The sequence below is a fragment of the Acinetobacter sp. YH12039 genome, from assembly GCF_013420015.1.
Lineage (GTDB): Bacteria > Pseudomonadota > Gammaproteobacteria > Pseudomonadales > Moraxellaceae > Acinetobacter > Acinetobacter amyesii.
This window is the reverse complement of record NZ_VOZA01000006.1, coordinates 72,104-93,338: the sequence shown is the minus strand read 5'-3', so window position 1 is coordinate 93,338 and position 21,235 is coordinate 72,104. Positions and strand designations below refer to the sequence as shown.

Genomic DNA, 21,235 nt, shown 5'->3' with positions numbered 1-21,235 from the left:
GGCAATTTAAAAAACTAGACCCAAGGTTCACATATTGAAATATAAGCCTGCAAACACACAGGATCTAGAATCGAAAAACAGATATTTTGACAATTAAATGCTTCAGAAAAATAAGAGAAGTTCAAATTACCTGCTTTTTTGCAACAATTTTAGGATTACAGCGCAGCAACCGCATGTTATGTTCTATGTATATCTCTTAAATCGTATAAATTTTGAGGATTATTTTATTAATAAATGAAAACTATGAACTGATAAATTTTAATTATTATTGTGCTCAGGGTCGATAGTGCTTAAGTCTAATCTCCTAAAGTCTATCTAGGACGATAAAAAAACCCATGATAAAACATCATCACAGATCTAAATTGCATCAATCAATACAACTGCAATCAGATCAACATTATGGATAAGTATTTCAATTAGAATTCGGGTATTTAAACGTGTCTACATCAGTATTAGTAATTAACTGCGGATCTTCTTCTATCAAATATGCGTTAGTTTCTGAGCGCCGTGAAGATCGTATTTTTGGTCTGGCCGAGAACCTAGGTTCTGCTGATGCACGTATTAAAGGGGTCACTACGGGTGGTGCTGCGCTTGAGCTGTCTATTCCACATGCTGACCATGAAAAAGCCCTCGAAACTATTTTAGAGCGTTTGGCTCACCATAATCCTCAAGCGATTGGTCACCGCGTGGTACACGGCGGTACATTAACCAAAGCTGAGCTATTAACACCAGAAATAATTGAACGTATTCGTGAAGCAACTCCGCTTGCTCCATTGCATAACCCGGCTCACTTGGTAGGGATCGAAGCAACCATGCGTTTGTTCCCTGAACTTCCGCAAGTAGCCGTATTTGATACAGCATTCCACCAAACGATGCCGTCTCATGCATACCGTTATGCATTACCAAAATTTTTGTACACACAGCATAACGTGCGTCGTTATGGCTTCCACGGTACTAGCCATGCCTACGTATCTGAGCGTGGCTCAATGTTGGCAGGCAGCTTTAAACAAGGTGGCTGGTTAACTGCTCACTTAGGCAATGGTAGCTCGACTTGTGCGATTTGGAATGGTCAATCTGTAGATACGTCAATGGGTCTGACTCCACTTGAAGGTGTGGTCATGGGCACACGTAGTGGTGATGTTGACCCAAGTATTCACAGTTTCCTTGCGAGCAACTTAGGTTGGGATATCTACAAAATCGACAAAATGCTGAACAGCCAATCGGGCCTACTCGGTTTGTCTGATCTTTCAAATGACATGCGTACATTGATCGAAGCATCAGAACAAGGCAATGAAGATGCCGCGCTTGCCATTGAAGTATTCTGCTACCGTTTAGCAAAATCTTTGGCAGGTCTCAGCTGTGGTCTACCACGTATTGACGGTTTATTCTTCACAGGTGGTATTGGTGAAAACTCTGCCTACATTCGTGAAAAAACGGTTTCATACTTACCGCACTTTGGTTTCAACCTTAGTAAAGAATTAAATGACAACTTAAAACGCGGTACTGAAGGTCGTATTGACCACGGTACTGGCCCACAAATTTGGGTTGTTCCAACCGATGAAGAAGGCCGTATTGCCAAAGAAACTGAGCATGTTGTAGACGAGGTGACAGCGTCTGCTACAAAAAAGTCTGATGCTGAAGCTGCGATTGCATAAGCAATCGCATCAGCCCCTTCGCCTTCAATATTAATTTTTAGCTTTAATTTAGACACCGTATGAAAACAATTTTACTCGTGCCAACTGGGGAAGGTGTAGGTTTAACATCTGCATGCTTAGGTTTAATTTATGCTTTGGAATGCCAAGGGGTCAAAGCAGGTTTTCTGAAACCATTTTCACAGGAAAATGTCGCAGATACTGTAGACCGTACAACGGCTCTTTATCGTCATTTATTTAATAATGAAACGGTAGAACCCATTCATCATGCCACCATCGTGAAACAACTGAGTCATGATGAAAGTGATGAATTGCTCGAAGAAGCAGTTCGTTTGCACCGTGAAATTGCAAAAAAGCATGATCTGATTATTGTTGAAGGCTTGGTTCCAAACAGCCGAGATAACTTTGCCTCAGAACTGAATGCGACTTTAGCAAAAGCACTCGATGCTAAAGTGATTATTGTCAGCACTGCAGATATTCAAAATGCCACGAAAACGGCTGAGAAAATTGATAGTTCTCTACGCCAATTCGGTGGTGCTGCATCTGAACGTACTGCGGGTGTTTTGTTTATGCGCACACGTGGCTTGCCAGAAGAGTCTGCGCAAATTCCTGTCACACTTGATCCAAATCTGCGTTTAATTAGTGACACCAATAAATTTGTACTCGAATTACAACAAAGTAATCCGCAAATTGGTTCTACACAGCTACCTGTTATTGGCCTCGTTCCATTTAGTAATACGCTCAGCGTACCGCGCATGTCTGACTTGGCGACGCATATTCAAGCGGAATGGATCAACCAAGGCGATGCTGCTCATCGCCGTGTACTACATAGCAGCTTAGTTGCATCGAATATTGAACATGAACTTCACAAATTTGTGGCAGGTGAACTGATTATCAGCGCCTCTGACCGTATTGATGTGTTGTTGGCTTCTAGCCTTGCAAGTAGCAATGGTATTCCACTTGCCGGTTTGGTTTTGACTGAACATCATCAGCCGAACCCACAAGTTTTAGATTTCTGCCAAACCGCGATTAAGCAAGGCTTACCGATTTTACATACGCCTTTAAGCACTTTTGAAACGGCACAACAACTTTCAAATTTAGGCAATGAAATTCCTGTCGATGACGTAGAACGTGCAGAGCAAGTGACTCGCTTTGTTTCAAGCCACATTAATGCTGAGTGGATTACTGAAGTATTGAATGGTTCGTATCAACCACGCTTGTCCCCTTCTGCATTCCGTCATGAATTGGTACAAAAATCCATTGCTGCGAAAAAACGGATTGTTCTACCTGAAGGTGATGAACCACGGACCATCCAAGCGGCTGCCATTTGTCAATCTCGTGGCATTGCACACTGTATTTTATTGGCAAAACCTGAAGCCGTAATTGAAGTTGCAAAAGCACGTAACATCGAACTTCCACATGATTTGGAAATCATTGATCCAGATCTGATTCGTGAAAACTATGTGCCGAAAATGGTTGAGCTGCGCAAAGGCAAACTCAATGATCTACAAGCACGTGAACAGCTACAAGATACTGTGGTTTTAGGTACCATGATGCTTGCACTCGATCAGGTGGATGGCTTAGTCTCAGGCGCAGTACATACTACGGCGAATACTGTACGTCCTGCATTCCAATTGATTAAGACTGCACCTGATTATTCATTGGTTTCTTCTGTGTTCTTTATGCTGTTGCCTGATGAAGTCTATGTATATGGTGACTGTGCCATTAATCCAGATCCAAATGCAGAACAGCTTGCAGAGATTGCGATTCAATCTGCAGATTCAGCAAAAGCTTTTGGTATTGACCCACGTATCGCAATGATTTCGTATTCAACAGGTACTTCTGGTGCAGGTGCAGATGTCGAAAAAGTGGCTGAAGCAACACGTATTGCCAAAGAACGCCGCCCAGACTTACTGATTGATGGCCCGCTTCAATACGATGCTGCATCGGTGGAAAGTGTGGGACGCTCTAAAGCACCTGACTCTAAAGTGGCTGGTCGTGCCAATGTGTTTATTTTCCCTGACTTAAATACAGGTAATACAACCTATAAAGCAGTTCAACGTTCTGCAAATGTAGTCAGTGTTGGCCCAATGCTGCAAGGTTTAAACAAGCCTGTAAATGACTTGTCTCGTGGCGCATTGGTCGATGACATCGTGTTTACCATTGCATTAACGGCAATTCAGTCTGAACAGCAAGAAGCTTAATTTTAGTTTCGAGTTCTAAACCACCCTTTCGAAAGATTGGGTGGTTTTTTGTTTTATATAACTTCCATTATATTAAAAATGGCTCAGAATTAGTGGAAATTTCTTTTAAATTCTATGGCTGAATTTTGAGTATTTGGTACATGACCAATAATGTATTCATTCTTCGCTTAAAAAAAGAAATCAAAGCTCTGATACACATATCTAATTTAAAAAATAAAAGGAAAAATTTACATAAATTAGAGCCTGGATATGAAACTAGGGCGTGACGTATTGCTTCAGTTTATGCCAATATTTATCTAGAAAAAGAAAAACATCGAAACAAAGATTTAGTTGGCCGTTACTATTGGATGGGCTTAGGTGCATTTGTTTCAAAAAATCTTAGCTGCCATTTTAAACATGGTTTAACTGCATGGGAATATAAATGGATTCCACTAGGGGTAATTCGTGATCCTGTACATACTTTTGCAAAAGGTAACTTATGGCTATTTATGGATATTGCACCTTGGCATTATGCTTTGAGCATGTCTTCATCCTCTTTTAATCAATGCCGAACTCAACGTGATGTTTCCAAATTTACTCATATTAAAGAAGAAGTTATAAACGTTCCTTGGTCAAATTGTTTACCCATAATTAAAAACTTAAAAGCACTTTAGAAATTAAAAGTGCTTTTGAATATCTACCAAAATTGAAAAGTATTCTGCCGAGTTCTTATAATATCAAAAACATGGAAAGAGAATATCAGGGGCGACACGCCGGTGTACTCGATAAGGTACCAGAAACAGTATACAGCGAACCATTATCAAACACTAAAGTCGCCAATTATGATAGCCGTATGGAATGGATTAAAAAAGCAGCAGAAAAATATCATCGTTTAATGCAAAGTGATAAAGGAAGATACTTTTTAGAAGAAGAACTAAAAATTATTGCGAAATGGGGCGATAGCAAAGCTAATTTTACAGTTGGAAAGGATAGTAATGATGGAAAAATTTAATTACTGCATTGTTATTTTTATGGTGGGTTATCTCCTTTCAGCTTGTCAACCTAGTGCAAAAAATACAGAGAATAATAATGTCATGAATCAACAGCGTTTTAGTTTACATTTAGGCCAACAAGGGTTTAAAGATTTTTCTCAACATAATCTTGGGCGTCCCGATAGTCATCCATCTAGAGCAGGTTTTAGAGAGTTAGATTTTACACCACCCAACTTAGGTCAGATTAAAGTTGAAAATGGTGAGAATAGCTTAGTGATAGATCATGTATTTTCAGTTCTAGGAACATCGTTTAATAATGAGGATGGAATACAAGGGCTTGATATTAATGCAGGGCTAAACAAAGAGGAATTTGTACGTCCTGAACAAGCCCACCAAGCTTATGTTGACTTAATGAGACGTATAAATCAGGCCGAATGGAAAAATTATTTCTATCGTTTTTCTGCACGAATAGCAAAGGAAGATAATATTCGATATCTAATGAAATCAGGTGATGTCATTGACCCGACTTATATCTTTAATTATGAAGAATGGAAAAAGATAATAAATACAGTTGGAGGGAACACTATAGGCTACCGATTATATGCCAATGGTATTCTTTTGGATCTGAGTATAAAACAAACTCAAAAAACTGAAGATGGTAAAGAACAATATATGGTTCGTTATGCTTTCAATACGATTCGTTATGATGAAAGAAATTCAATGGATGATTCAGAGAATAATATTGATACATACAAAATGACCTCAAAAGAGTTAGAACAAGCATTTGTAAATGCGCTGATAAGAAATAAAAAATCAAGAGAAATTGATGAAGAAGAAGTTATAGTACAAGGCTACCATATCGATGAAAATTATGAAGATCCTGATGTTTGGCAATATGTTAAATAATCAAATGTTGTCGCGTTTAGACTCAATTTTAAAGCACTTTTAAACAAAATTGATCATTGAAACTAAAGATTTGAAGATTTGAAGATTTGAAGATTTGAAGATTTGAAGATTTGAAGAAGAATATTATTTTTATAAAATTTAAAGCAAAAAAAAAAAGAAGATAAAGCTTTAGGCTTGATCTTCTTGTTGACCGTAGAACCAAGTTGCTGCGATAAATAGAGAAAAACCAATAACTGACAACACTGGAGTAACCATATAATTCACACTCTAACTTTGATGACGTCATTATGTAAAAGTTATATGACAGTTATATGACAAATATAAAATTTTCAAAAATAATAAATATTGTTTATTTTCAATATCTTAAAAATTAAAACATATCTCCTCCTCTAGTTATGTGACAAATATTTCATGAAATATGACAGTTAAAATGTCATTTTCAGGCCATTTATGACAGTTAAATATGGCGCTGTTTAAGCCTATTAAACTTTCGGCCAAAGATTAAGCGAAATACCCACACAACTGTATTTTTGTCTTATAATTTAGCCCGCTAGCTATCAGCCCGCTCAAGAGATATTTGTATGACAACTATTATCAAGCAAGATGACTTGATCACATCGGTAAAAGATGCGCTTCAGTTCATTTCTTACTATCACCCACAGGACTTCATCCAAGCGATGAGCCGTGCGTATGACCGTGAAGAAAACAAAGCCGCAAAAGACGCGATTGCACAAATTTTAATTAACTCTCGTATGTGTGCAGAAGGCCATCGTCCTATCTGTCAAGATACGGGTATTGTGAACGTATTTCTTGAAGTGGGCTTAGACGTTAAATTTGATTTAACCATGAGCCTAGACGATGCAATTAACGAAGGTGTACGTCAAGGTTATCTTGAAAACTCAAACATTCTTCGTGCATCAGTATTAGCTGATCCTGCTTTTGGTCGTAAAAATACCAAAGACAACACCCCTGCTGTAATTCACTACAAACTCGTTCCGGGTAATAAAGTTGATATTACTGTTGCTGCTAAGGGTGGCGGTTCAGAAAACAAATCTAAACTTGCAATGCTTAACCCTTCTGACTCTATCGTAGATTGGGTACTTAAAACTGTTCCAACAATGGGTGCAGGTTGGTGTCCTCCTGGTATGCTCGGTATCGGTATTGGTGGTACTGCTGAAAAAGCCATGATGCTTGCAAAAGAAGCATTGATGGAAGAAATCAACATGGATGAACTCCTTCGTCGTGGCCCACAAAACCAAATCGAAGAACTTCGTATCGAAATCTTCGAAAAAGTAAATGCTTTAGGTATTGGTGCTCAAGGTCTTGGCGGTTTAACGACTGTTCTTGATATCAAAATCAAAGACTACCCATGTCACGCTGCGGGTAAACCAGTAGGTATGATTCCTAACTGTGCTGCAACTCGTCATGCGCATTTCCAATTAGACGGTTCAGGTGTAGCGCATATTCAAGCGCCTAGCCTTGAAGACTACCCTGCGGTAACTTGGGATTCATCAACGTCTAAACGTGTTGACTTAGATAACATCACTCAAGAAGAAATGAACTCTTGGCAACCTGGTGACACACTACTTCTTAACGGTACAATCTATACAGGTCGTGACGCTGCGCACAAACGTATGGTTGACATGTTAAACAAAGGTGAAGAACTTCCAGTTGACCTAAAAGGTAAATTTATTTACTACGTTGGCCCTGTTGATCCAGTCGGTGACGAAGTTGTTGGTCCAGCTGGCCCAACAACTGCAACACGTATGGATAAGTTCACACGTCAAGTGCTTGAAGCAACTGGCATGTTCGGTATGATTGGTAAAGCGGATCGTGGTCCTGCTGCTGTTGAAGCAATCAAAGACAACAAAGCAACTTACCTCATGGCTGTTGGTGGTGCTGCTTACTTAGTATCGAAAGCGATTCGTGAAGCTGAAGTTGTAGCATTTGCTGACTTAGGTATGGAAGCGATCTACAAATTTGTTGTAAAAGACATGCCGGTATCTGTAGCTGTTGACGTAAATGGTACTTCTGTTCACGCAACTGCACCAAAAATCTGGCAAGCAAAAATTGGTAAAATCCCAGTAGTTGATGCTGCTGCGAACTAATTTCGCCACGTTCAAGATCAAAAAAAAGCACCCCATCGGGTGCTTTTTTATTGTCAATATTTAGACTGTCTGTCGAATGACATTCGCTATTTAATGCTTTCACACACTCAAAAACACGAGCTAATTACATTACCAAGTTAATGGATTCCACAGTTTAAAAGGCTTGGTCAACTGCACATCTTCCGCAGGATCATAATGAGGTGCCTTCAACTTCTGCGCACTTTTCCGCACTTTTCCAGTGTTTTGATCTTTTGCCACAAAGTTAAAACTGTTGGATTTCAACTCTGTAAATGCGATTTCATTTCGACCAATTTTCTCAGGCATGAGCAGCAATGGACCTGAAACTGTTCGTTTACTGGATAAATTCTCTTCATCATATTTGATGAAGTAAGTTTGACCTGCTTCAACATCAAAGTCTAAATATTTAGGCTTTTGAAAATGATTCACACCCAAAGGGCGACTCGACGATAAGCGGTAATTCCCTGCTGGTAACTCCACCCAGTAATAATGATTATTCAATAAACTTGGGATACGCTCACTGTTGAGAAATAAGCTGCTGGCCACAATTTCTTGGCGGTTCCATTTACTGTCTGGACGATATAAATACACAATCGCTGCTTGATCATGCTGAGCTTTCACTTCTTGAAAATGTCGACCTTGTTTCTGATTGACCCAACCACCAATGGTAAACATACCCAATCGATATTGCTCAATATGGCCCGGTGTACTTTCAGGATCCACGGGCTTTAATGTTGAAGCCAATGACGTTTGCTCAACGGCTGATTTTCCATGACAACCTAGCAGCGCTAGACTGCTTAAAAGTAGAATTGCAACTCCACGCATGATTATCCCTCACTGCGTCTTTTTTTATTTTTACACTTTTGTTTTCAGTTTTTTACATTCAGGCATCCACGCCATCCTGCTGAGATTAACATTCTGCTTTTATTTTTGGAAATAAAAAACGTGTGCAAATCTTGGATTTACACACGTTTCAGACGAATAGCGCTTAAGCAGATTTAGAGTTTACAACTTTTAAATCTGACTTCGGTGCAGCTTCTTCAGTTTTCTTTGGTTGACGTTCTGATTTAAATTCAGGTTCCGCTTCACCATTAATCACCGCTTCATTGACGACAACCGTACCGACATCTGAACGACTTGGTAGGTCATACATCGTTTCAAGCAATGAATTTTCTAAAATCGAACGTAGACCACGTGCGCCCGTATTACGGTCGAGTGCTTTTTTAGCCACAGCACGCAATGCTGAGTCTTCAAATACGAGGTCAACATTTTCCATTTCAAATAAATATTGGTATTGACGTGTCAATGCATTTTTCGGTTCTGTCAGAATCTGCATCAATGCTTCTTCGTCGAGTTCTTCCAATGTAGCAATCACAGGTAAACGACCGATAAATTCAGGAATCAGACCAAATTTAACCAAATCTGTCGCTTCAACTTGGCGGAATAAGTCAGATAATTTTTTAGTTTCATCTTTCTTACGCACTTCAGCTGTAAAGCCAATACCGCCTTTTTCCTGACGCTGCTGTACGATTTTCTCTAAACCAGAGAATGCGCCACCACAGATAAACAGGATATTTGAAGTATCAATTTGAATAAATTCTTGCTGCGGATGCTTACGACCACCTTGAGGTGGAATCGACGCAACCGTACCCTCGATCATTTTCAATAACGCTTGCTGAACACCCTCACCCGATACATCACGAGTGATTGATGGGTTTTCAGACTTACGGGTAATTTTGTCGATTTCATCGATATAGATAATGCCCTTTTGCGCTTTTTCTACATCGTAATCGGCTTTTTGAAGGAGTTTTTGAACAATGTTCTCAACGTCTTCACCCACATAACCTGCTTCAGTTAAAGTCGTTGCATCTGCCATCGCAAATGGCACATCTAAAAGACGCGCAAGTGTCTGAGCAAGCAGTGTTTTACCTGAACCTGTTGGTCCAACCAACATGATGTTACTTTTAGAAATCTCTACACCGTCTTCTGGTTTTTTACCACTGGTGCCAACTTTTAGGCGTTTATAGTGGTTGTATACCGCAACAGAGAGGGTCTTTTTCGCAACATCTTGCCCAATCACATATTGGTCAAGCGCAGCACGGATTTCATGCGGTTTTGGTAAAGGACGAGTTGCCCAGTCATTTGATTCAACTTGCTGACTGGTCTGAACTAGGTCAAGACATACGTCCACACACTCATTACAGATGTACGCGTCCTCACCTGCAATCAGTTTCCCGACTTCAGACTGCGTTTTACCGCAAAATGAACAATGCTTTTGTCCTTGAGGATGTTCGGACATATTCACTCCAATAATTAATTCTTTAAAACTTATGGACGTTTAGATAAAACTTCGTCCACAAGACCGTATTCTTTTGCAGCTTGTGCTGTCATAAAGTTGTCACGGTCAGTATCTCGAGCAACAGTATCGTAGTCTTGACCACTATGCTCTGCCATTAAACGATTTAAACGTTCTTTAATGAATAGAATTTCACGTGCATGAATTTCAATGTCAGATGCCTGACCACGGAAACCACCAAGGGGTTGGTGAATCATGACACGGGCATTTTCAAGACAGTAACGTTTGCCTTTAGCACCGGCGTTAAGCAGGAATGCACCCATCGATGCTGCTTGCCCCATGCAGTAAGTCACAACATCAGGTTTAATAAATTGCATGGTATCGTAAATCGCCATACCTGCAGTAACCGAACCGCCTGGTGAGTTGATATATAAATGAATATCTTTATCTGGGTTTTCTGCTTCTAAGAACAACATTTGGGCAACAATCAAATTTGCCATGTTGTCTTCAACTTCACCGGTTAAAAAAATCACACGTTCACGCAAAAGGCGTGAATAAATATCAAAAGAACGCTCGCCACGAGATGACTGTTCTACCACCATTGGCACTAGTGCGTTTTCAATTGTTGGAACATACATACGTTATTTATTCCTAAATTTTTCTGACTCAACCCATAATTCACAATATGAGGGATATTTGTCGAAATTGCAAAAGATTCCCAATTAAATAACAGATATTTTTTTCATAAGCATTGTGAAATCAGGACAACTTATTTGGGGGCAAATTTCGATAAAAAAAGGCGCTTAATGCGCCTTTTTTTGAAAGCTAAAAATTAGCCTTGTTGACGAGCTTGTTGCTCTTTCAATAAGTCTTCATAGCTCACAGTTGTATCCGTTACTTTAGCAGAAGCTAAGATGTGATCTACAACTTGGTCTTCTAGAATAACAGCTTCGATTTGAGCACGTTGCTGTTTATCGTTGTTGAAGTATTCAATTACTTCTTTAGGATCTTCGTAAGAAGAAGCCATGTCTTCGATGTAAGCATCAACACGTGCAGCATCAACTTCAATTTTAGCATCAGCCAATACTTTGCTGACTAATACGCCAAGTTTAACTGATTTTTCAGCTTGCTCTTTGAATAGGTCATCTGGAAGCATGCTTGAATCAAACGCTTTAGCGCCTTGAGCACCAAACTGTTGAGTGAATTGTTGGATCATTTGTTGACGTTGACGGTCAATTTCTTGAGCAACCATTGCTTCTGGAAGTTCTACTTCGTTTGCAGCTACAAGCGCATCAAAAGTTGCACCTTTCACTTGGTTACGAAGACCGTTTTTCACTTCACGTTCCATGTTTTTACGCACGTCAGCTTTCAGCTTTTCAACGCCTTCTTCTTCAGTTAGACCGAAGATTTTTAAGAATTCAGCATCAACTTCTGGAAGTTTTTGTTTTTCAACAAGCTTAACAGTGATTTTGAATTGAGCAGCTTTACCAGCAAGGTTTTCAGCTTGGTAGTCTTCAGGGAAAGTTACATCGATAACTTTCTCTTCGCCTTTCTTCATACCAACGATACCGTCTTCGAAGCCAGGGATCATACGACCAGAACCAAGAACGAGTTTAAAGTCTTCAGCAGCGCCGCCTTCAAACTTCTCGCCATCAACAGTACCTTCAAAGTCGAAAGTTACTTGCATGTCTTTTTTAGCCATGCCTTTAGTTTCAACCCATGAAGCGCGTTGTTTTTGAAGATTTTCAATCATCTTCTCAACGTCTTTGTCGTCAACTGAAGTTGCTTTACGTTCAACTTCTAGGCCTTCGAACTTAACTTCAACTTCTGGATAAACTTCTACAGTTGCTTCATAAACTAAAGCATCATCTTTCATTTCAGTTTTTTCAATGTTTGGCATACCAACAGCATTGATTTTTTCTTGTTGGATCGCTTCGAATACTGTGTCACGAATGATGTCGTTTACAACTTCTTGATAGATACCAGCACCGTATTCACGACGAACAACGGTTACAGGTACTTTACCTGGACGGAAGCCGTTGATCTTCACAGTTTTGGCAGTGCGTTTCAAGCGAGCTTCAAACTGCTCGTTAATACGGCTCGTCGGTACAGATACATTTAAACGACGGGCAACGCCCGAAACCGCTTCAGAAGTTACTTGCATGGCTTCCTCGATAATTTGTTAGTTAAAACAGTTTTAAAAAAAAGTGCCACATTATATGACAACAATTAAAGATATACAAAAATGGATTATAACACTATAAATTCAGGCATGGATGCCCTTCTTATTTTTAGAATTTTTCAGCTTTTCTTGAATAAATATTGATTATTTTTTAATTCATCATTGCAAATGAGAAACTTTCTCACTATTATTCTTAATGCTACATTTTTTTAATTTATTTTCATATATTTATCTTGTCCATATTTGGTATTCTTTTATGAGTAAATTTAATCTCAACCCTCTTTCCGCTGCTTTATTTGGGGCAATTGTAACTACTACGAGTTTCGCACATGCTGAAACGACTGAATCTCAAGCTCAACAGATGGAAACCATTGTTGTTTCTGCAGCGGGCTTTGAACAAAAGATCAAGAATGCTCCTGCTTCAATTACCGTGATTACGGCTGAAGACTTAAAAAATAAACGAATTACATCCGTTGCAGATGCATTAAGTGATGTAGAAGGTGTCGATATTAGCCCTACAGCAGGGAAAACCGGCGGATTAAATATTCGTATTCGTGGTATGGACGCCGAATATACCTTGGTTTTAATTGATGGCCGCCGACAAAATAGTACAGGTGACATTGCCCCTAATGGATTTGGTGAGTCGAATAATAGTTTTATCCCCCCTGTTTCGGCTATCCAACGCATCGAAGTCATCCGCGGACCAGCTTCTACTTTATATGGTTCTGATGCAATTGGTGGTGTAGTCAATATCATTACCAAAAAAGTTTCACCAGAATGGACAGGTTCGGTCACGTTAGAAGGCACAGTACTGCCAAATCACTCAGACTTTGGTAACCAACGCGCTGTCGATGCATTTTTAACAGGGCCAATCATTCAAGATTTATTGGGCTTACAAATCCGTGCACGTAAAGCGGAACGTGATCAATCAGATTTAATACGTAGTGATGACGATGATACTGGTGCTGAACTTAGTGGCGGAAATAGCCCAACTAAATCTGATCTAGAAACTATCGGTGCTCGCTTAACCCTGACACCGCACAGCGACCATGATATTTCAGTTGAATATGAAAAAACTGAACAATGGTATGACAATAGCAAAGGTCAATTAGGGACGCTTGGCGCAAACGGTGGTTATGGTGATGCTCAAGAATATAACCGTGAGAAAATGATCCTCGCACATACTTGGAATAATGCTATTGGTAAACTTGAGTCAAGTATTATCAATACTCAAACAGAAACGGTTGGACGTTTAATTCCTGCACGTGCACAAGGGATGTCAACAGCCATCACTCCTCGTGTGTTAGAAAGTGAAGATACGATTTTTGATACTAAATTTACCACTCAACATTTTGAAGACCACCGTATTACTCTAGGCGGTCAATGGTGGGAAGCCAGTATCAGTGATGGTTTACGTGTAAAAAAAGAAGTTTCTTTTGAGCAATTGGGTCTATTTGCCGAAGATACTTGGTCGCTGAACGACAATCTAGCATTAACAATTGGTCTTCGTTATGACGACCACGATACGTTTGGTGATTTTTGGACGCCACGTGCATATTTGGTATGGAATGCACATGAAAACTGGACCTTCAAAGGCGGATATAGTGAGGGTTATAAAGCCCCACGTTTGGAACGCTTAACTGACGGTGTGGTCAATGTCAGTGGTCAGGGTCGTACACCAACTTTTGGTAACCCAAATCTAAAACCTGAAACCAGTAAAAACTTTGAATTTGGTACATATTTCTCAACCAATCATAATTTTGACTTCAACGTTACGGCTTTCTTTAGTCAAATCGAAGATAAGATTATGACGGGTAATAAGGAAATTAGCTGTAATACTGATAACACAACGACTTCGGGTATTAATTGGTCTAAAGCTGACTGTGAAGCTTTCATGGCATCGGTTGGAACGCCATGGGTGATGGATTATAACCGTGGCACACCAGACTCATGGAATGTGACTCGCCCTGTGAATGCCGAAGAAGCTGAAGTCTATGGTATTGAAGCTGGTTTAAACTGGGCATTTGCCGATAATTGGAAATTTGGACTGAACTACACGTGGACTGAAACTGAAATTAAAGATAGCAGTTTAGGCAATCCTGTACTTAATGACACACCAGAACACATAGTTAATGCGTCGCTTAAATGGCAAGCTGCTGACTTTATGAATTTATGGGCGCGTGGTGAGTATCGAAGTGAACGTGCACGTTTCACCTCAACCTATGACAATCTAACTGCAGCGAATCAACAGGTTTATGATGCCCTTGGTGACTACAAGGAATACGCATTATTACATGTCGGTTCAAACTTTAATGTCACGCCAAACTGGGATATTGGTGTTGCTCTGTACAATGTCTTTGATAAAGACTTTAACGATTATGAGAAAGTCGCAAATAGCTATTACAACCATTATAGCAATACTCAAGAAAGCCGCCGCGTACAATTAAGTACAACCTTTAAATTCTAAATAACACTTTATAAAAAAACCTGCTTCGGCAGGTTTTTTTGCATCAACAATTTACGATTTATTCTTATTTAATTCACAATCATGGCTATATTTGTAATCTCAATCAATTACAAACCAATAATATGTTTTATCAATACTTAATAAAAAACAGATACTTAATTAATACTTGTTATATCATTACATTAAATAGGGCTATCACGATACGATTATTTATCGTGAATAACAATTACATAAAGATGTAAGAACAAATAAGAATCATTATTATTCGCATACAAATTCACTACTCCGAATCGGGTTCGAAATGGCCTTCATTAAAACACGTAAGAAAATTGTTTCTACAGCGATTGCTTCATCACTTTCAATCATTGCAGGCAATGTAATGGCTGAAGAAAAAGCTGTCCAACTCGAGACGATTAATCAAACTGTAAATAAAGAGAATTATAAAGTAGAAAAAGCGTCTTCAGATAAGTTTACGCAATCTCAACTAAATACGACTCAGACTATGGCCATTATCCCTGAGAAAGTATTAAAAGAACAAAATGCAACGACCCTAACAGAAGCACTTCGAAACGTTCCTGGTGTCGGCACATTCTCCCTAGGTGAAAACGGACGAATGAATACTGGTGATGCTGTTACCATGCGTGGATTTGATACAGCAAATAGTATCTTCATCGATGGAGTACGTGACTTGGGTAACGTTACTCGAGACATGTTTAATTACGAACAAATTGAAGTATTTAAAGGCCCTGCTGGTACAGATAATGGTCGTACAGCTGCCTCAGGTTCAATTAATTTATCAACAAAAGAAGCAAAACTTCAAGACGCTAACAATGCAACTCTTGGTTTCGGCTCAGATGAATATTACCGAGCAACTGCGGATATTAATAAAGCAATAAACGATACAACGGCCATCCGTTTTAATGCCATGGGTGAAAACTCAGACGGTATTGGTCGTGACGGTGTTGAAAATGAAAAATGGGCTGCTGCACTTTCAGCAGGCTTTGGTTTAGGCACAGATCTTCGCTTTTTCTTAGACTATCTACATATTGAACAAGACAATGTCTTGGATGGTGGTATCCCAACTGTAGGTTTACCAGGGTTTGATGCAAATAAAAGTACGAATGCAAGTATTAAAAGTCTTGCGCCATATCTAAATAGCCATAAAGTTGATACTTCAAATTATTATGGTGCACCTGAAGATTTTGATGATGTCACTGCGGACATGGCAACTGCTCGTTTAGAGTATGATTTATCAGAAAATACGAAAATCAAAAATACTTCTCGTTGGGGCAAAACAGAGCATCAATATTTAACGACATTCTCAGGTAATGCCTTCACTACAACGTCAACTGACCTGAATGATCCTACTGCGATGCGCGTTTCAGGCAGTGCAAATAATAGTGATACTGAAAATGAAATTATAACTAACCAAACTAGCTTGGTTACAAGTTTCAATACAGGTCGCTTAAAACATGATGTCAGTACAGGGGTTGAATTTACACGTGAAGAAATGAAAACACGTGGTTGGACTGCTACGGTTACCGGTACAAGTTCATTGTATAACCCACAAGGCACTGTACATACCGCTTTAGTCAGAAATACCAATGGTAATGGTGATTCTGAAGCTCAAATGGATACCTACTCTATTTTTGCCTTCGATACTATTGAAATTTCACCACAATTTTCTGTGAATGGTGGCGTTCGTCTAGATCGTTATAAACTTGATGCCGATACATTTGTGAATACGGCTGTTTCAGGTCAACCGGCAAATTATGTTGCACAAAGCTTTAAAGATGACGGCAACCTATTCAACTGGAAAGTTGGGGCACTATATAAACCAACTGAAAACGGTAGCTTGTATGCTAACTACGCCATCCAACAACAAGCACCGGGTACTATTACAGGTGGTGACGGTATTGGTAATGCCAATGCATTTGCCCCATCTGGTTCAGCGAGCAGCAATAACAACTTAGATCTTGATCCTCAAGAAATTGAAACCATTGAAGTTGGTGCTAAATGGGAATTTTTTGACAACCGTTTACTCTTAACAGGTGCACTTTTCCAAACTGAACTCACAAATGAGTTGGAAAAAGATGGTGAAGAATACTACCAAACTGGTGAAAAATCAGTTAAAGGGGTTGAACTTGGCGTGATTGGTAACTTAAATGACAATTGGCAAGTTATTGCTGGTTATACACATCAAAAAACAGACATTAAAAATGTAACCCAAGCTGCGAGTAACCAGCAAGTTTCAGCAGATGGTTCAAGTAATATGCCATTTACGCCTTCTGATGCATTCACATTGTGGACGACCTACAATATGGATAAATGGAGCATTGGTAGCGGCGCGCGTTACAATGGTGAAATGACTAAAAACAAAGATGGCAATCAGGTCGGTCCTGCTGTCATCCCTGACTACTGGGTATTTGACTCAATGGTTAGTTACCAAGCAACACCAAATGTAGGGATTCAATTCAACATCAACAATTTATTTGATGAAGACTACATTAACAGCATTAACCGTGGTGGATTACGTTACATCGCAGGTGCTGAACGTAACTATCGCCTAACATTTAATTTTAAGTTCTAAATTAAATATTCTAAAAAAAGCCTTAATCTTGTATTAAGGCTTTTTTATTTATGCTTATCTTGTGTAAATTTGATTAAAATTAGATTAAGGTTAAATTATGCTTCTTCATGTCCCTCATGTCCTCTCAAAGCAACACGTTCAAAGCATCAGACAAGCGATGAACCAAGATAATCAGTGGGTTTCAGGAAAGAGTTCGGCCGGAGCACAAGCTCAAAACATCAAAAAAAATTTACAAATCAATTCAAACAGTGAGCTCTATCAGCAGTTAAGTCAGCAAGTATTACAGCAAATTAAAGAAAGTCTGCTCATTCAATCTTTTGCATTACCTAAAGAAATCTTACCTCCGCTATTCAATTGCTACCAAGATACGGGCCACTACGGTAATCATGTCGATAATGCAATCCATTACTTTAATGAAAAAAATATAACTGTACGTACTGATGTATCAATGACCATTTTTTTATCAGAACCCGATGAATATGAAGGTGGTGAACTGATCATTGAAGATACTTATGGTGAACATGAAGTAAAGTTAGATGCTGGCGATGCAATTGTTTATCCTGCGACCAGTCTACATCGTGTTGAGCCAGTGTCTTCAGGCTCCCGTATAGCAGCTTGTACTTGGGTACAAAGCATGGTCAAAGATGATTGGCAGAGAAGTATGCTCTTTAACTTAGATCAGACCATTATGCAATTACGACAAAATTTAGGTGATAGCAAAGAAATTTTACAACTGACGAATCACTACCATAATCTTTTACGTCAATGGGCAGTTCTATGAGTCAACATTCACCATTGCAACCACTGACTCAGATTCCTGCTCATTTACAAACCATTGCCGATTACGAAAAACAGGCTGAACTGCACCTGTCACACATGGTGTGGCAATACCTACAAGGTGGTTCTATGGATGAACACAGTGTACGTGGCAATTTGTCTCAGTTTGAACAGATACAACTTCTACCACGTATGCTCAGAGATCTGACCCAAGGTCATACCCAAATTGAGATATTAGGGCAACGTTTTCCGCATCCTATTTTTGTAGCACCCATTGGTCATCAACAACAATTTCATCCTGATGCTGAAGCTGCAACAGCCCTCGCCGCCGAAGTCCTTGGCAGCAATATGATCCTCAGTACGTTTACCAATACAGATATGCGTGAGTTAAAGCAGGACAATCCATTCAAATGGTTCCAATTGTATTGGCAAGGTGAGCGCGAAAAGTCATTATCACTGGTCAAAATGGCAGAAGCACATGGTTTTAAAGCGATTGTGGTGACCGTTGATTCTCCACATTCAGGAATTCGTGACCGAGAGAGACATGCGTTTTTTGAACTTCCTAAGCATGAACCGCAGCCTCATCACTCTATTCAACAACCTCAAACCAATAAAAATGAACATCCATTATTTCAAGGTCTAATGAAAATTGCACCGACATGGGCGGATATCCTTTGGCTCAGTCAAAATACATCTTTACCAATTATTTTAAAGGGCATTGTCAGTCCACATGATGCTGAACTTGCCCTGCAACACGGTGTACAAGGCATTATTGTGTCGAATCATGGTGGGCGCGTACTGGACGGTTGCATTTCCCCTCTCACCGCCTTAGAACTGATTAAAAAAGTTGTGCCTCTGGATTTCCCAGTTTTATATGATGGTGGTATTCGTCGTGGTTCAGATGTGTTTAAAGCGATAGCCTTGGGTGCATCTGCCGTATTAGTCGGCCGTCCCTGCATTTATGGTTTAGCTACAGCGGGCGCTTTAGGCGTTGCACATGTACTCAAAATACTGAAAGAAGAATTTGAGATTACAATGGCATTGATGGGAACAGCCACCGTCGATGAGATTAATAAAGATTATATTTTTCAAAAAAGCTAATTTTATAGAAAAATATTTTCCAGTAATGGCATCTTGACGCAAAAATAGGAAATTATTTCCGAAATATATGGACTAATATTTAGTTATACATTTACGAGCTTACGGTAAAGCTAAGTCATGTGAATCTTTACAGATTTATTTCGACTTTCGACTAAAGACTCCGAAATTAAACTTGTAAATTGCTAGAATAGACACAATCTATATAAGTAGTACCTTGCCGTTTATCCACGACATTTATCCACGGTGCTATAAGGAGTTTTCACATGATGTTGGCAGATCCAAGCAAAAAATACCGTCGCATGTACCAACGTGTAGACTTACCAGACCGTCAATGGCCAAATAACGAAATCAATAAAGCGCCGATCTGGATGAGTACCGACCTTCGTGACGGTAACCAAGCGATCTTCGAGCCAATGAACATTGAACAAAAGTTCAAAATGTTCCAAATGCTTGTGAAAATTGGTTTCAAACACATTGAAATCGGCTTCCCTTCTGCATCACAAATCGACTTTGATTTCACTCGTTTGTTGATCGAAGGCGGTCATATTCCTGATGATGTGTACATCGAAGTTTTGGTTCAAGCACGTGATCATTTGATTCAACGTACATTTGAATCATTACAAGGTGCAAAACGTGCCATCGTGCATATCTACAACTCAAATTCTCCAACCTTCCGCAATAAAGTGTTGAATGTTGATGTTGCTGGTGCAAAACAATTAGCGATTAACGCTGCAACGAAAGTCAAAGAATACGCTGCAAAACAGCCTGAAACTGAATTTGTATTCCAATACAGTCCAGAGTGTTTTACTGCAACAGAATTAGAAGTGGCTAAAGATGTCTGTGATGCGGTCACTGAAATTTGGGAAGCATCTCCAGAGAACAAAGTGATTTTAAATTTGCCTGCAACGGTTGAAGTTTCTGGTCCAAACGTCTATGCAGACCAAGTGGAATGGATGCACCGTAATATTCAGCGCCGTGACGGTGTGATTATTTCTGTGCACTGTCATAACGACCGTGGCTGTGGTATTGCCGCTTCTGAGTTGGCGATTATGGCTGGTGCTGACCGCGTCGAAGGTTGTGTGTTTGGTAATGGTGAACGTACAGGTAACGTAGACGTTGCAGCGATTGCATTGAACATGTATACCCAAGGTGTTGCGCCAAACTTAGATTTCTCAAACATTAACGAAATCATTTCAATCATTGAAGAATGCACAGGCTTGCCGGTACACCCTCGTCATCCGTATGCTGGTGATTTGGTCTTCACCGCGTTCTCTGGTTCACACCAAGATGCCATTAAAAAAGGTTTTGAGTTCCAAAAGAACGAAGAAATGTGGGATATGCCTTATTTGCCAATCGACCCGAAAGACTTGGGCCGCGACTATGATGCGGTGATTCGTGTCAATTCTCAGTCTGGTAAAGGCGGTATTGCGTACTTGTTAGAATCAAATTACAACGTGGTGTTGCCTCGTCGTATTCAAATTGAATTCTCGCAAATCGTACAGCAAAAAACAGATGAAGACGGTACTGAGATTTCTGCGCAAGCGATCTGGTCATTGTTTAAAGACACTTATGTGGCTGCCAAAGATACGCATTATGCGGCGAAAAACTACCGCTTACATGATGAAAATGGCAAACAAGTCATTGAGCTTGATGTCGAAGTGAACGGTGAGATCCAGCAATTACGCGGTGAAGGCAACGGCCCAATCTCTGCCATCTTAAATGCCTTGCAGTTACCGATTGATGTCTTGAACTATGAAGAACGTAGCATCAGTTCAGGCGCACATGCTAAAGCCTTGGCTTTAATTGAGCTTCAAGTGAAAGGTACAGGTAAGTCTGCATTCGGCGCAGGTGTGCATGACAACATCGTGACCGCATCTATCGAGGCGATTATTGCCAGCACTAACCGTTTAATTGAACAAGGTGTTTTGAGTACTGAACAAGTGATTGCTGCTGCAGTCTAATT

At 39.7% G+C, this 21,235-nt stretch carries 13 protein-coding genes and 1 pseudogene; 10 read left to right on the top strand and 4 right to left on the bottom strand.

The genetic code is table 11. The features are described from left to right. The first annotated feature begins 437 nt into the window (after window positions 1-437). The 5 genes and pseudogenes from FTT98_RS04795 (at window position 438) to FTT98_RS04775 (ending at window position 7,841) form a co-directional block, all read left to right on the top strand. Window positions 438-1,655, top strand: coding sequence for an acetate/propionate family kinase (locus FTT98_RS04795; protein WP_180010213.1), 1,218 nt, complete (start codon window positions 438-440; stop codon window positions 1,653-1,655). Window positions 1,656-1,714: 59 nt separating this feature from the next. After that, the gene (pta, locus tag FTT98_RS04790; RefSeq protein WP_180004548.1) at window positions 1,715-3,856 is read left to right on the top strand and encodes a phosphate acetyltransferase; all 2,142 of its coding nucleotides are present in this window, start codon (window positions 1,715-1,717) and stop codon (window positions 3,854-3,856) included. A 269-nt stretch (window positions 3,857-4,125) separates the two neighbouring features. Continuing rightward, a pseudogene (locus FTT98_RS04785) lies at window positions 4,126-4,847 on the top strand (DUF2515 family protein). After that, window positions 4,831-5,733, top strand: coding sequence for a hypothetical protein (locus tag FTT98_RS04780; protein WP_180026010.1), 903 nt, complete (start codon window positions 4,831-4,833; stop codon window positions 5,731-5,733). The pseudogene FTT98_RS04785 and the gene FTT98_RS04780 overlap by 17 nt, the downstream one beginning before the upstream one ends. 581 nt (window positions 5,734-6,314) lie before the next feature. Beyond that, the gene (locus FTT98_RS04775; RefSeq protein WP_078189659.1) at window positions 6,315-7,841 is read left to right on the top strand and encodes a fumarate hydratase; all 1,527 of its coding nucleotides are present in this window, start codon (window positions 6,315-6,317) and stop codon (window positions 7,839-7,841) included. A 129-nt stretch (window positions 7,842-7,970) separates the two neighbouring features. Here the strand turns inward: FTT98_RS04775 and FTT98_RS04770 are convergent, their stop codons facing one another. The 4 genes from FTT98_RS04770 to tig all read right to left on the bottom strand — a co-directional run bounded on the left by FTT98_RS04770 (window position 7,971) and on the right by tig (window position 12,319). Then, a complete protein-coding gene (locus tag FTT98_RS04770) occupies window positions 7,971-8,684 on the bottom strand; it encodes a DUF2846 domain-containing protein (protein WP_180040532.1) in 714 nt (237 codons plus the stop codon). A gap of 163 nt (window positions 8,685-8,847) precedes the next feature. Further along, window positions 8,848-10,158 (bottom strand): ATP-dependent protease ATP-binding subunit ClpX, encoded by a 1,311-nt coding sequence (gene clpX / locus FTT98_RS04765; RefSeq protein ID WP_078189661.1) that lies wholly within the window; start codon window positions 10,156-10,158, stop codon window positions 8,848-8,850. A 29-nt stretch (window positions 10,159-10,187) separates the two neighbouring features. Next, on the bottom strand, window positions 10,188-10,793 hold the full coding sequence (clpP, locus tag FTT98_RS04760) for an ATP-dependent Clp endopeptidase proteolytic subunit ClpP (RefSeq protein ID WP_078189662.1): 606 nt from the start codon (window positions 10,791-10,793) through the stop codon (window positions 10,188-10,190). 194 nt (window positions 10,794-10,987) lie between these two features. Further along, window positions 10,988-12,319: a trigger factor gene (tig, locus tag FTT98_RS04755; RefSeq protein ID WP_180040534.1), complete on the bottom strand. Its 1,332-nt coding sequence runs from the start codon at window positions 12,317-12,319 to the stop codon at window positions 10,988-10,990. A 274-nt stretch (window positions 12,320-12,593) separates the two neighbouring features. Between tig and FTT98_RS04750 the strand changes: the two genes are divergently transcribed. From FTT98_RS04750 to leuA, 5 genes are all read left to right on the top strand, one after another. Beyond that, on the top strand, window positions 12,594-14,804 hold the full coding sequence (locus tag FTT98_RS04750; protein WP_180040536.1) for a TonB-dependent receptor domain-containing protein: 2,211 nt from the start codon (window positions 12,594-12,596) through the stop codon (window positions 14,802-14,804). Between the two features lie 301 nt (window positions 14,805-15,105). After that, a complete protein-coding gene (locus FTT98_RS04745; protein WP_180177059.1) occupies window positions 15,106-17,394 on the top strand; it encodes a catecholate siderophore receptor Fiu in 2,289 nt (762 codons plus the stop codon). Window positions 17,395-17,491: 97 nt separating this feature from the next. Continuing rightward, on the top strand, window positions 17,492-18,175 hold the full coding sequence (locus FTT98_RS04740) for a Fe2+-dependent dioxygenase (protein ID WP_180040541.1): 684 nt from the start codon (window positions 17,492-17,494) through the stop codon (window positions 18,173-18,175). After that, complete coding sequence (locus FTT98_RS04735; RefSeq protein ID WP_180040543.1) at window positions 18,172-19,272, top strand: alpha-hydroxy acid oxidase; 1,101 nt, start codon at window positions 18,172-18,174, stop codon at window positions 19,270-19,272. Before FTT98_RS04740 ends, FTT98_RS04735 begins: the two co-directional genes overlap by 4 nt. Window positions 19,273-19,535: 263 nt before the next feature. Continuing rightward, a complete protein-coding gene (gene leuA, locus FTT98_RS04730) occupies window positions 19,536-21,233 on the top strand; it encodes a 2-isopropylmalate synthase (protein ID WP_111884051.1) in 1,698 nt (565 codons plus the stop codon). Window positions 21,234-21,235: the final 2 nt, after the last annotated feature.